General features: G+C 66.0%; 12 protein-coding genes. 7 read left to right on the top strand and 5 right to left on the bottom strand.

The window, feature by feature from the left end; translation table 11 throughout:
- Positions 1–244: 244 nt before the first annotated feature.
- The 3 genes from PSEK12I1_RS0123220 to PSEK12I1_RS0123210 all read left to right on the top strand — a co-directional run bounded on the left by PSEK12I1_RS0123220 (position 245) and on the right by PSEK12I1_RS0123210 (position 3,871).
- Complete coding sequence (locus tag PSEK12I1_RS0123220) at positions 245–499, top strand: YebG family protein (RefSeq protein WP_007161283.1); 255 nt, start codon at positions 245–247, stop codon at positions 497–499.
- 56 nt (positions 500–555) lie between these two features.
- Positions 556–1,509: a nucleoside hydrolase gene (locus tag PSEK12I1_RS0123215; RefSeq protein ID WP_027603072.1), complete on the top strand. Its 954-nt coding sequence runs from the start codon at positions 556–558 to the stop codon at positions 1,507–1,509.
- A gap of 151 nt (positions 1,510–1,660) precedes the next feature.
- Positions 1,661–3,871, top strand: a complete 2,211-nt coding sequence (locus tag PSEK12I1_RS0123210; protein ID WP_027603071.1) for a hypothetical protein — start codon at positions 1,661–1,663, stop codon at positions 3,869–3,871.
- Positions 3,872–3,929: 58 nt separating this feature from the next.
- Here PSEK12I1_RS0123210 and fba read toward each other — a convergent pair whose 3' ends face one another.
- The 5 genes from fba to epd form a co-directional block, all read right to left on the bottom strand.
- Entirely contained in the window at positions 3,930–4,994 is a 1,065-nt protein-coding gene (gene fba / locus PSEK12I1_RS0123205) for a class II fructose-bisphosphate aldolase (RefSeq protein WP_007161286.1), read from the bottom strand.
- Between the two features lie 118 nt (positions 4,995–5,112).
- A complete protein-coding gene (locus tag PSEK12I1_RS0123200) occupies positions 5,113–5,442 on the bottom strand; it encodes an MliC family protein (protein ID WP_027598234.1) in 330 nt (109 codons plus the stop codon).
- Positions 5,439–5,630 (bottom strand): hypothetical protein, encoded by a 192-nt coding sequence (locus PSEK12I1_RS0123195; protein WP_007161288.1) that lies wholly within the window; start codon positions 5,628–5,630, stop codon positions 5,439–5,441. The genes PSEK12I1_RS0123200 and PSEK12I1_RS0123195 overlap by 4 nt, the downstream gene beginning before the upstream one ends.
- 5 nt (positions 5,631–5,635) lie before the next feature.
- Positions 5,636–6,799: a phosphoglycerate kinase gene (locus PSEK12I1_RS0123190; protein WP_027598233.1), complete on the bottom strand. Its 1,164-nt coding sequence runs from the start codon at positions 6,797–6,799 to the stop codon at positions 5,636–5,638.
- 27 nt (positions 6,800–6,826) lie between these two features.
- Positions 6,827–7,870, bottom strand: a complete 1,044-nt coding sequence (gene epd / locus PSEK12I1_RS0123185; protein ID WP_027603070.1) for an erythrose-4-phosphate dehydrogenase — start codon at positions 7,868–7,870, stop codon at positions 6,827–6,829.
- A 464-nt stretch (positions 7,871–8,334) separates the two neighbouring features.
- Here epd and nrdH point away from each other — a divergent pair, with 464 nt between their 5' ends.
- Genes nrdH through nrdF form a run of 4 tightly spaced genes read left to right on the top strand, consistent with a single transcriptional unit; the run spans position 8,335 to position 12,088 of the window.
- Entirely contained in the window at positions 8,335–8,559 is a 225-nt protein-coding gene (nrdH, locus tag PSEK12I1_RS0123180) for a glutaredoxin-like protein NrdH (protein WP_007161291.1), read from the top strand.
- A 10-nt stretch (positions 8,560–8,569) separates the two neighbouring features.
- Complete coding sequence (gene nrdI, locus PSEK12I1_RS0123175) at positions 8,570–8,974, top strand: class Ib ribonucleoside-diphosphate reductase assembly flavoprotein NrdI (protein ID WP_027598230.1); 405 nt, start codon at positions 8,570–8,572, stop codon at positions 8,972–8,974.
- On the top strand, positions 8,956–11,097 hold the full coding sequence (gene nrdE / locus PSEK12I1_RS0123170) for a class 1b ribonucleoside-diphosphate reductase subunit alpha (RefSeq protein WP_084627814.1): 2,142 nt from the start codon (positions 8,956–8,958) through the stop codon (positions 11,095–11,097). The genes nrdI and nrdE overlap by 19 nt, the downstream gene beginning before the upstream one ends.
- A 10-nt stretch (positions 11,098–11,107) precedes the next feature.
- Complete coding sequence (gene nrdF / locus PSEK12I1_RS0123165; protein WP_284670313.1) at positions 11,108–12,088, top strand: class 1b ribonucleoside-diphosphate reductase subunit beta; 981 nt, start codon at positions 11,108–11,110, stop codon at positions 12,086–12,088.
- Positions 12,089–12,214 lie beyond the last annotated feature (126 nt).

The raw sequence follows: 12,214 nt of genomic DNA, 5'->3' as shown, positions 1-12,214 counted from the left end.
GGTCTCGTTCCGTGAGCCGGAGGTGATCCGGATAAAGGCGGGCAGTGATGCCCGTTTGGTCCAGACTCAGAGACCAGCTTCCGCGCTTAAGTTTCCCGAGGCAAATCTGGAGACACGCGGAAATGTCGAACGATTGGCAAATTGCCATGAGTGACCGAAGGCTGACCGCCGAGCGGTAGTCCTTGCAATCCCGCGACAAGCCAACTACTGTATATATAACCAGATACAGAATACGAGGTGACGCATGGCCGTCGAAGTGTTGTATCGCAGCAGCCGAGATCCGGAGCGCCTGTTCATGGATAAAGCCGAAGCCGATCGTCACGACAAGATGTTGGAGCTGGCCGAGTCGCTCGCCAGCGTATTGGACAAGGCCGTACCCGGTCTTGCCGAGAAGCAGTGCGAAGACCTGGGGCTGTTCATGGCCCGCAATCGCGAGGTCTTCGCCCGGGCGTTTCGCAACCAGCCGGATGCCCTGGGCGAGTTGGACCTGCCCAGCTAGCAAGGGGCGCTGCCCCTCGGGTAGCCTGGGAAGAGATCTGAGCCGGAGAAAGCCTCTTGTCCCTTCCCATCATCTTCGATACCGATCCTGGCGTGGACGACGCCCAGGCCATCGCCCTGCTGTTTGCCGATCCCGCCTTCGAGGTGATTGGGCTGACCACCACCTTCGGCAATGTGCCGGTCACCACGGCGACCCGCAACGCCCTGCTGCTCACCGAGCTGGCCGGCCGGGACACGCCCGTCGCGGCTGGGGTGGCCGAGCCCCTGGTCAAGCCGGCCGGCAACCACGCCCTGCACGTGCATGGCCAGGATGGCCTGGGCAACCAGCAGCTGCCCGCGCCGAGCCAGACACCCCACGCCCTGGATGCGGCGCGCTTCATCGTCGAGCAGACCCGCCTGCGACCGGGCGAGATCACCCTGGTGGCGGTCGGGCCGCTGGGCAACCTGGCCCTCGCCCTGGCGCTGGATCCCACGGTCGCCCAGCGCGTTCGCGAAGTGGTGGTGATGGGCGGCGCCATCGTCGAGCCGGGCAACGTCACGCCGGTGGCCGAAGCCAACATCTTTTCCGACCCCCATGCCGCGGCGCGGGTCTTCGCCGCTCCCTGGCCGCTGACCCTGGTCGGCCTCGATGCCACCCACCGCGCCGTGCTCGATCCGCCCCGCCTGCAGCGCATCGCGGCGCGCCAGGGCGCCCTCGGCGAGGTGCTCGCCCGCAGCTATGACTTCTATGCGGACTTCTACCGCAGCGTGAAGGACATCGACGGCTGCCATCCCCACGACAGCTGCGCCCTCGCCTATCTGCGCCGCCCCGAGCTGTTCCACACCGCTCGCGGTCACCTCAGCGTCGGCACCGAAGGCCTGGCGGAAGGCCAGACCTTTTTCGCCCCCGAGGGGCGCGCCTACCTGGACGGGCGCTGGTCCGGCAATCCGCTGGTCACGGTCTGCCTGGGCATGGATGGCGCCGCCATGGTGGCCTGGATGGAAGAGGTCCTGACCGCAGCGGAGCGGTAATCGGTCACGAATCCGCCAGAAGGGCGTGCCAGAGCGGCCCGGGGCCGCGCAACTGAGAGCCATGCACGCAACGCGATTGCAGCAGTGAGGTAGAAAGCCGCTCTGGATTTCTACCTACCGCCCCGGCGGACGACTGCGCAAAGGATTGCCCATGGCTCGCTACGATCTCCTGCTCAGCGGCAGCTGCCGCGACGATGTTTCCCCCGACACCCTGAGGATCAGCCTGCTCTATCAGCTCAAGCTGGCACCGGAGCAGGTGGAGCGCCTGCTGCCCCCGGCCAGGGGCATCCTCAAGCGGGATCTGGCCAGCGCGCAAGCCCACGAATGGGTCGAGCGGCTGCGGGATACGGGACTGGATGTCCATCTGGTCGAACGCCAGGAATCCCCCCCCGTCGCCCAGGACCTCGATCTGCAGGCGCGTCTGGCCGCGTTGCAGGCAGCGGGCCTGCCGCGCCCGGCCTTCTCCCTGGGTGAGCGCCTGCAACTGCTGGCGGCCGTGCTCCTCGGCCTGACGCTCAGCCTGCTCTATCTGCTGCCGGGCCTGGCCGGATTGCTGCTGGCGATCTGTGCCCTGGCGGCCTTCATCACTCTGCTGCACCAGGATATCGTCGTCGCCTGTGGCCTGGCCCTGCCGCTGGCCGGCCTGGGCGCCTGGCTGGCCCTGGGCTTTCTGGCGCCGCGCCCGGGCCGAGGAACAGAAGCCGCCGCCGAACGGCCGCTGACGCCAGCCCAGGAGCCGGCGCTGCACTCGCTGATCGCAGCGCTCTGCCAGGCCATGGGGGTCTGCCCGCCTCGGCGCCTGCTGCTGACGGCGGAGGTCGACATCCGCTTCGCGGTCAGGACCCGGACGCTGCGCCTGGGTCTGCCGCTGATGACGGCACTCACCCGCGATCAGTACCTGGCCAGCCTCGCCCATGTGCTGGGGCACCAGGTGAGCGCTCTGGATCGTCTGGGGGGCGCCCTGCTCAATGCCTGCCTCGCGCAACTGGAACGCCTCGGCCAGGCGGCGTCCCGAGGGCTCCTCGCCCGCGTCGCCCGTGGCTGGGCCCGCCTGCTCCTTGCCAGCGGCCAGCGCCTCACCCACACCGCCAGCCAGCGCCGGGAAGCCCGCGCCGATCATTACCAGGTCCTGCTGGGCGGCAGCGCGGCCTTTCGCACAACGGCGCGCCAGACGCGCCTGGCCCAGCAGGCCTGGCGTGAAGCCAGACGGCGCAGCCTGACGGCACCCGCGGCCCAGGGCCTGGTCGGCAATCTGCTGGAGTTGCACGCGGCCCTGCTGGCTCGCCAGACGCTCTCCCCCACGCCGACCTCCGCCAGCAGCCGCTACTGGGGTCGTCATCCGGCGGATCGGCAGCGGATCGCCTGGGCCGAGCGGCATCCGCTCCCCGGACTGCTGGACGACCGGCGCCCTGCCAGTGCCCTGCTGGAGCAGCCCGATGCGCATGGCCGCGCCCTGACCCTGCTGGTCCATCGCCTGGCCGGCCGCCAGCCCGAGGCGGAGCCAGCGGCCACGGTGGCCACGCTGGTTCCGGAACCGGTCCAGGACAGTGACACGGACCTGCAGCGCTGGAGTGGCCATGCCTGGCCCGATTGCCCCTGGCTACCCCTGCACCTGCCGCTGGAGCGGACCACCCGCGCCCTTGAGGCAGACACTGTCCGCGAACGCATCCTGCTGCTGGCCGCCGGCACTGCGGACGCCTGGCAGGAAGCGGAAAAGCAAAGCCAGCGGCGCTGCCTGCTGGCCTTCTACGAAGAGCTGCACAGTCATGGACTGGCCCACGTCGTTCACGGCGAAGGGGCGTTCAACCAGGAGCACTTGCAGGAGTATCGGGCCATCGATACCTGGCAGACCGCCGCGCGCCAGCAGTTGCTGGCCGTGGCGCCGCTCTATCGGCAGCGCATCGAACGGGCCCTGGCCCAGCGTCTGCCCGGCCAGGAGCAGGCTGCCGAGCTCTATCGGCTGCTGCTCACCCTGGCCGAGCGCTATCCGGACGTGGAGCGCCTGCGCGAGGCGCGCCTGCTGGTGAAGGAATACCGCACCCTGCAGCGGCGACCGCAGGGCCCCAGTCAGATCAATGCCCTGTGCGAATTCGCCAAGCAGGATTATCGACGCCGGGTCGCGGACTGGCTGGCCTGCGACCTGCCCCTGCCTCCCGCCATCGCCACGGTCAGCCTGGGCGACTACCTGCAGCGTCACTGCCCCCGGCTCGATCTCGCCGAGGATTCCCTCTCCGCGGTCTATCGCCACAGCGCGGAGCTGCTGCCTGCGCTCAACACCCTGCACCAGCGTCTCTGGCTGCTCCTCGCCCGCGCCTGCCTGGCCGCCGAAGCCGATCAGGCGTCGCTGCAACAAAGCGCCTGAGCCTGGCTGCGGGCCATAAAAAAAGGCCCCATACGGGGCCTTTTCCTGCAGCGCGGGATCAGTTGACCTTGGGATCCAGCTCGCCGCGGGCATAGCGCTCGAACATGGCGTCCAGGGAGATCGGCTTGATCTTGGAGGCCTGGCCAGCGGTGCCGAAGGCTTCGTAACGGGCGATGCAGACGTCGCGCATGGCGGTGACGGTCTTGGCCAGGTACTTGCGCGGGTCGAACTCGCTACGATTCTTGGCCATGAACTCGCGGATGGCACCGGTGGAGGCCAGACGCAGGTCGGTGTCGATGTTGACCTTGCGGACCCCGTACTTGATGCCTTCGACGATCTCCTCGACCGGCACGCCGTAGGTTTCCTTGATGTCGCCACCGTACTCGTTGATGATCTTCAGCCACTCCTGGGGCACCGAGCTGGAGCCGTGCATGACCAGATGAGTGTCCGGGATACGCGCATGGATTTCCTTGATGCGCTGGATCGACAGGGTGTCCCCGGTCGGCGGCTTGGTGAACTTGTAGGCGCCGTGGCTGGTGCCGATGGCGATGGCCAGGGCGTCGACCTTGGTGGCCTTGACGAACTGGGCGGCTTCTTCCGGATCGGTCAGCAGCTGGCTGTGATCCAGGGTGCCTTCGGCGCCCACGCCGTCTTCTTCACCGGCCATGCCGGTTTCCAGGCTGCCCAGGCAGCCCAGCTCGCCTTCCACGGACACGCCGCAGGCATGGGCGAAGGCCACGGTCTGCTGGGTGACGCGCACGTTGTAGTCGTAGTCGGACGGCGTCTTGCCGTCGGCCATCAGCGAGCCGTCCATCATCACCGAGGAGAAGCCCAGCTGGATGGAGCGCTGGCAGACGTCGGGGCTGGTGCCGTGGTCCTGGTGCATGACCACCGGGATGTGCGGGAATTCTTCCACCGCGGCCAGGATCAGGTGACGCAGGAAGGGAGCGCCGGCGTACTTGCGGGCACCGGCGGAGGCCTGAACGATGACCGGCGAATCGGTCTTGTCGGCGGCTTCCATGATGGCGCGCATCTGCTCGAGGTTGTTGACGTTGAAGGCCGGGACGCCGTAGCCGAATTCGGCGGCGTGATCCAGCAGCTGACGCATGCTGACGAGTGCCATTGGTGATTATCTCCCTACAAAGGCGGTGGTGGCGCCAGCCTGCATGAGCGGCTGGCAGGGTTCAAGCGGCCGACCCCTGGCCGCCCTGGATTAATCGGTTCAGCTGACATTCGCCGCTTCAAGGCGTCCGGCAGCCGCGGCCGATGAGGTCGTTGTTGGCGATCCAGTAGACGAGTCCCTGGTCGCCGCGGATATGCAAAGCCACCAGCCCGTCGGTATAGGACTGGCCATCAGTGGCCGGTTCGCGGTTGAGATGGCGGATCAGCCCATCGCCTTCCAGCTTGAGGTCGACGATGGACTGGCTGCGATCCACATAGCGCCAGTCGAAGGCCGCCTTGGAATCACAGACCCAGTGGGTCCAGCCGCCCGTCTGCTGCGCGCCGCGACCGGCACAGCCGGTCAGCACGGCGAGACCCAGCAGACCGAGGGCGAGCGTGCGCCCCTTCACTGGGCGCAACCGCTGGCAGGACGGCTGGCGTTGCCATTGAGCGTATCGACCCGCTCGCCATTCTGCGCCGTGGGCGTGGCGGCTGCCGCCGGTGGCGGCGCGAACACCGCGCAGGCCTTGTCGGCATTGCCACCGGCGCAACCGGCCAGCATCAGGACAGCGGAACAGACGAGCAGCGGCGTACGCATGGCGATTACTCCTGGGCGCGTTGCTGGAGGACTTCGACGGCCGGCAGAACCTTGCCCTCGACGAATTCGAGGAAGGCGCCGCCACCGGTGGAGATATAGGAAACCTTCTCGCCGATGCCGTACTTGTCGATGGCGGCCAGGGTGTCGCCACCCCCGGCGATGGAGAAGGCGTCGCTGTCGGCGATGGCCTGGGCCAGGGTGCGGGTGCCTTCGCCGAACTGGTCGAATTCGAAGACGCCCACCGGACCGTTCCAGAGGATGGTCTTGGCCGACTTGAGCAGGTCGGCGAATTGCTGGGCGCTGACCGGGCCGATGTCGAGGATCATGTCGTCGTCGGCCACGTCGTTGATCGACTTGGTAGTGGCCTGGGCGGTCTCGGCGAATTCCTTGGCGACCACCACGTCCACCGGCAGCGGCACGCTGACCTTGGCGGCGATGGCCTTGGCGGTGTCCACCAGATCGGCTTCGTACAGCGACTTGCCAACCTTGTAGCCGGCCGCGGCGAGGAAGGTGTTGGCGATGCCGCCGCCGACGATCAGCTGGTCGCAGATCTGCGCCAGGGAGTTGAGCACGTCCAGCTTGGTGGAGACCTTGGAGCCGGCGACGATGGCGGCCATCGGGCGGGCGGGATTGCCCAGCGCCTTGCCCAGGGCGTCCAGCTCGGCGGCCAGCAGCGGACCGGCCGCGGCGACCTTGGCGAACTTGGCCACGCCATGGGTCGAACCCTCGGCGCGGTGGGCGGTGCCGAAGGCGTCCATGACGAAGATGTCGCACAGGGCGGCGTATTTCTTCGCCAGCTCATCGGCGTTCTTTTTCTCGCCCGCGTTGAAGCGCACGTTCTCCAGCAGCACCAGCTGACCCGGCTCCACCTGGACGCCGTCCAGGTAGTCCTTCACCAGGGGCACCTCGCGGCCCAGGGCCTTGCTCAGGTAAGCCGCGACCGGGGCCAGGCTATTTTCCTCGCTGAACTCGCCTTCGGTGGGACGACCCAGGTGCGAGCAGACGATCACCGCGGCCCCTTTTTCCAGGGCCAGCTTGAGGGTCGGCAGGGCGGCGACCAGGCGGGCATCGCTCTTGATCTGGCCTTCCTTCACCGGAACGTTGAGGTCTTCGCGAATCAGGACGCGCTTACCCTTCAGATCGAGGTCGCTCATTTTCAACACGGACATACAGGCAATCCCTTAGTTGTGCTTGTTTCAGGTGGGCTTGGCGATGCGCAGCCAATGGCCGGCGACGTCGAGCATGCGGTTGGCGAAGCCCCATTCGTTGTCGAACCACACCAGCAGATTGACCAGCCGGGGGCCGGAAACGCGGGTCTGGCTGCCATCGACGATGGCGGAATGGGGATCGTGGTTGAAATCGCAGGAGGCGTGGGGCAACTCGGTGTAGTCGATCAGCCCGGCCAGGGGACCGCTCTGGGCGGCGTCACGCAACAGGGTGTTGAGCGCCGGCGCCGTGGTGTCGTGGCCGACGATGCAGGTGATGTCCAGGCAGGAGACGTTGACCGTGGGTACGCGCACGGCGCGGGCCTGGATGCGCCCGCCGAGCTCGGGCAGCAGGCGTTCGATGCCGCGCGCCAGGCCGGTCGCCACCGGGATGATCGACTGGAACGCCGACCGCGTCCGCCGCAGATCTTCGGCATGGTAGGCGTCGATCACGGGCTGGTCGTTCATGGCCGAGTGGATCGTGGTGATGGAGACGTACTCCAGACCCAAGGTCTCGTGCAAAAGTTTCAGCACCGGGACGCTGCAGTTGGTGGTGCAGGACGCATTCGAGACCAGCGTCTCGTCACCGCGCAGGGCCTGCTGGTTGACGCCATAAACCACGGTGGCGTCGACGTCGGTCTCGCTGACCATGGGCTGGGAGAACAGCACCCGCGGTGCGCCGCCGGCGAGAAAGCGCCCGGCCTCGGCACGGGTGCTGAAGGCGCCGGAGCATTCCAGTACCAGATCGACGTCCAGTGCGCGCCAGTCCACCCGCTCGGGCTCCGCCTCGCGACGGATCTCCAGGGCCTGGTCGCCGATGCGCAGGCGTTCGCCGTCCAGCGCCACCCGCCCGGGAAAGCGGCCATGGGTGGAGTCGAAGCGGGTCAGGTATTCGAGACTGGGCCGGTCGGCCAGATCGTTGAGGGCGACGATGGCGAGCTCGCTCGCCGCACCGCGCTCGTGCAGGGCGCGCAACACGCAACGACCGATGCGACCGTAGCCGTTGAGAGCGAGGCGATAGCGAGCGGAACTCATGCGTGAACGGACTCGGGCGCAAGCGAAAGGCCGATTATGCGGCGGTTCGACGACGAATGGGAGTCGCGAGCGTAGTCCGGTCGACTTTCGCACTACAAAAAGGCGCTCTCCTTGGCAGACAGGAAAGAAATCCACCCTCTGGCCAGACGCCCCTGCCGCAGCCACGGCGTCTGGCGGTCTGCAGGGAGAGGTCCGCAGGTAGCCCCAGGGGCGGAGGGACTACCTGGTTCAGCGGCCATGGCCTGACTGAAATCGTCATCCAGGCGTGATAGAGCAGAGCCATGACCCAGATCAAAATCCCCACTTGTTGTGGTGTAGAAATTCAAAAACACCATATGTAGTATCTGGACCGAACTTGAGGCCCAAGTCGAACTCAAAGGAAAGGACCCATGCCGCCCCGGCAGATCCCGGCTGGCGACAGGCTTTTTCCTTTGAGTTCGCCCCACTACGGACAGGAGTCAGCCATGACCATCACCATCTACAGCAAGCCCGCCTGCGTGCAGTGCAACGCCACCTATCGCGCCCTGGATCGCCAGGGCATCGCCTACCAGGTGGTGGACATCGAGCAGGACGCCAAGGCGCGCCAGACCGTGGAATCCCTGGGTTATCGCCAGGTGCCGGTGGTGGTGGCCGGTGACGACCACTGGGCCGGCTTCCGCCCGGACAAGCTCGGCCAGCTGGTGGCCTGAGGCCAGGACCATGGGCGAGCTGCTGTATTTCTCCAGCACCTCGGAGAACACCCACAGATTCGTCGAGAAACTCGGACTGCCAGCGCGGCGCATCCCCCAGGATCCCGCCGCCGAACCGCTCAAGGCCCGCGAGCCCTACATCCTGGTCTTGCCGACCTATGGCGGCGGCGGCAGCAAGGGCGCGGTGCCCAAACCGGTGATCCACTTTCTCAACGATCCGCACAATCGCGCTCTGATCCGCGGCGTCATCGCCGCCGGCAACACCAACTTCGGCGAGGGCTACTGCCTGGGCGGACGCATCGTCGCCCAGAAATGCGCGGTACCCCTGCTCTACCAATTCGAATTGCTCGGCACGACGGAAGACGTCGACCGGGTGCGCACGGGAGTGAACGACTTTTGGCAACGTCAGGCCTGACCCCGACCGGCAGCGAGGCGGACTACCACGCGCTCAACGCCATGCTCAATCTCTACGGCCCCAACGGCGAGCTGCAGCTGGACAAGGACCGCCAGGCGGCGCGCCAGTACTTCCTGCAGCACGTCAACCAGAACACCGTGTTCTTCCATAACCTGGACGAGAAACTCGGCTATCTGGTGGACAAGGGCTACTACGAGGCGGCGGTGCTGGAGCAATACGCGCCGGTCTTCGTCAAGGCGCTGTTCGAGCGCGCCTACGCCTACAAATTCCGCTTCCAGAGCTTCCTGGGCGCCTTCAAGTACTACACCAGCTATACCCTCAAGACCTTCGATGGCCAGCGCTACCTGGAGCGCTACGAGGATCGGGTGTGCATGGTCGCCCTGAGTCTGGCCCGTGGTGACGAGGGCCTGGCCGAGTCCCTGGTGGACGAGATGATCAGCGGGCGCTTCCAGCCGGCCACGCCGACCTTTCTCAACGCCGGCAAGCGCCAGCGCGGCGAGTTGGTGTCCTGCTTCCTGTTGCGCATCGAAGACAACATGGAGTCCATCGGCCGCGCGGTGAATTCGGCGCTGCAACTGTCCAAGCGTGGCGGCGGCGTGGCCTTTCTGCTGAGCAACGTGCGCGAGGTGGGGGCGCCGATCAAGCGCATCGAGAACCAGTCTTCCGGCATCATCCCGATCATGAAACTGCTGGAAGACGCCTTCTCCTACGCCAACCAGCTGGGTTCGCGCCAGGGCGCCGGGGCCGTCTATCTCAATGCCCACCACCCGGACATCCTGAGATTCCTCGATACCAAGCGCGAGAACGCCGACGAGAAGATCCGCATCAAGACCCTGTCCCTTGGCGTGGTCATCCCGGACATCACCTTCGAGCTGGCCAAGCGCAACGCCGACATGTACCTGTTCTCGCCCTACGACGTGGAACGGGTCTATGGCGTGCCCTTCGCCGACATCAGCGTGAGTGACAAGTACGCGGAGATGGTGGCCGATGCGCGCATCCGCAAGCGCAAGATCAACGCCCGGGAATTCTTCCAGACCCTGGCGGAGATCCAGTTCGAATCCGGCTATCCGTACCTGATGTTCGAAGACACGGTGAATCGCGCCAATCCCATCGCCGGGCGCATCAACATGAGCAACCTCTGCTCGGAGATCCTCCAGGTCAACACCCCCAGCCGCTTCGACGAAGACCTGGGCTACGAGCATGTCGGCCAGGACATTTCCTGCAACCTGGGCTCGCTGAACATCGCCCGCACCATGGATTCGCCGGATCTGGGCCGCACCGTGGAAACCGCCATCCGCGGCCTCACGGCGGTCTCGGAAATGAGCGACATTCGCTGCGTACCCTCGGTGGCCGCCGGCAACGCCGCCTCCCACGCCATCGGCCTGGGGCAGATGAACCTGCACGGTTACCTGGCCCGCGAGCACATCCACTACGGCTCGGCCGAAGGCCTGGATTTCACCAATCTGTACTTCTACACCGTCACCTACCATGCGGTGCGCGCCTCCAATCGCCTGGCCATCGAGCGCGGCCAGAGCTTCCAGGGCTTCGCCGATTCCAAGTACGCCAGCGGCGAGTATTTCGATCAGTACACCGAGGGCGACTTCACCCCGCGCCCCCCGCGGGTGGCCGAGTTGTTCGAGGTGGCCGGCATCCGCCTGCCGACCCGCGCGGACTGGCAGGAACTCAAGGCCTCGGTGATGGCGCACGGGCTGTTCAACCGCAACCTCCAGGCCATCCCGCCGACCGGCTCGATCTCCTACATCAACCACTCCACCTCGAGCATCCACCCCATCGTCGCCAAGGTGGAGATCCGCAAGGAAGGCAAGCTGGGCCGCGTCTACTACCCGGCGCCCTACCTGGCCGACGACAACCAGGAGTTCTACCAGGACGCCTACGAGATCGGCCCGGAAAAGATCATCGACACCTATGCCGAGGCCACCCGCCATGTCGACCAGGGACTGTCGCTGACGCTGTTCTTCCGCGACACCGCCACCACCCGCGACATCAACCGGGCGCAGATCTACGCCTGGAAGAAGGGCATCAAGACGCTCTATTACATCCGCCTGCGCCAGGCCGCCCTGGAAGGCACCGAGGTGCAGGGCTGCGTGTCCTGCAGCCTGTGAGGAAAAGGTCATGAATGCAGCTATGAACGCCCCGCGCCTGAATCGCATCAACGCCATCAACTGGAACCGCATCCAGGACGAGAAGGACTTGGAGGTGTGGAATCGCCTGACCGGCAACTTCTGGCTGCCGGAAAAGATCCCGCTGTCCAACGACATCCCCTCCTGGGCGACCCTGACGCCCAAGGAACAGCAGCTGACCATCCGCGTCTTCACCGGCCTGACCCTGCTGGACACCATCCAGAACGCCGTGGGCGCCCCGACCCTGCTGGCCGACGCCGTCACCCCCCACGAGGAAGCGGTGATCGCCAACATCGGCTTCATGGAAGCCGTGCATGCGCGCTCCTACAGCTCGATCTTCTCCACCCTCTGCTCGACGCCGGACGTGGACGAGGCCTATCGCTGGAGCGAGGAGAATCCCTATCTGCAGACCAAGGCCGACCTGATCCTCGCGCGCTACCACGCCGAGGACCCGCTGCTGCGCAAGGTGGCCAGCGTCTTCCTGGAGTCCTTCCTGTTCTATTCGGGCTTCTACCTGCCGATGTACTGGTCCAGCCGCGCCAAGCTGACCAACACCGCCGATCTGATCCGCCTGATCATTCGCGACGAGGCGGTGCACGGTTACTACATCGGCTACAAATTCCAGCAGGCCCTGGCCAAGGAAAGCCCGGAGCGTCGCCAGCAGGTCAAGGACTTCGCCTACGAGCTGCTGCAGGATCTCTACGACAACGAGGTGGCCTACACCGAGGACCTCTACGACAGCGTCGGCTGGAGCGAGGACGTGAAGAAATTCCTTCACTACAACGCCAACAAGGCGCTGATGAACCTGGGCTTCGAGGCCCTGTTCCCCAGCAGCATGACCGACGTCAGCCCGGCGATCCTCGCCGCCCTGTCGCCCAGCGCCGACGAGAACCACGACTTCTTTTCCGGCTCGGGTTCGTCTTACGTCATCGGCAAGGCGGTGAGTACCGAAGACGAGGATTGGGATTTCTGAGCCAGCCTCCTGCTTCGTCAAGCACCCTCTTCCTCCGAAAGAGGGTTGGGATGAGGCCGCCCCGGGCGACGAAGCCCTCAGTGGAAAAGGCTGCGCCGTTTTCCACGCTACGGTGCTGAGCCGGCC

The sequence above is a fragment of the Pseudomonas sp. MOIL14HWK12:I1 genome, assembly GCF_000510705.1.
Taxonomy (GTDB): domain Bacteria; phylum Pseudomonadota; class Gammaproteobacteria; order Pseudomonadales; family Pseudomonadaceae; genus Chryseomonas; species Chryseomonas oryzihabitans.
Note: the sequence above shows the minus strand (reverse complement) of the source record. Positions and strands in the feature narration are given on the sequence as shown.

Coding starts and splice junctions, on each gene's coding strand:
- PSEK12I1_RS0123220 (WP_007161283.1), top strand. CDS start 245: ATGGCCGTCGAAGTGTTGTATCGCAGCAGCCGAGATCCGGAGCGCCTG.
- PSEK12I1_RS0123210 (WP_027603071.1), top strand. CDS start 1,661: ATGGCTCGCTACGATCTCCTGCTCAGCGGCAGCTGCCGCGACGATGTT.
- fba (WP_007161286.1), bottom strand. CDS start 4,994: ATGGCACTCGTCAGCATGCGTCAGCTGCTGGATCACGCCGCCGAATTC.
- PSEK12I1_RS0123195 (WP_007161288.1), bottom strand. CDS start 5,630: ATGCGTACGCCGCTGCTCGTCTGTTCCGCTGTCCTGATGCTGGCCGGT.
- PSEK12I1_RS0123190 (WP_027598233.1), bottom strand. CDS start 6,799: ATGTCCGTGTTGAAAATGAGCGACCTCGATCTGAAGGGTAAGCGCGTC.
- epd (WP_027603070.1), bottom strand. CDS start 7,870: ATGAGTTCCGCTCGCTATCGCCTCGCTCTCAACGGCTACGGTCGCATC.
- nrdH (WP_007161291.1), top strand. CDS start 8,335: ATGACCATCACCATCTACAGCAAGCCCGCCTGCGTGCAGTGCAACGCC.
- nrdI (WP_027598230.1), top strand. CDS start 8,570: ATGGGCGAGCTGCTGTATTTCTCCAGCACCTCGGAGAACACCCACAGA.
- nrdF (WP_284670313.1), top strand. CDS start 11,108: ATGAATGCAGCTATGAACGCCCCGCGCCTGAATCGCATCAACGCCATC.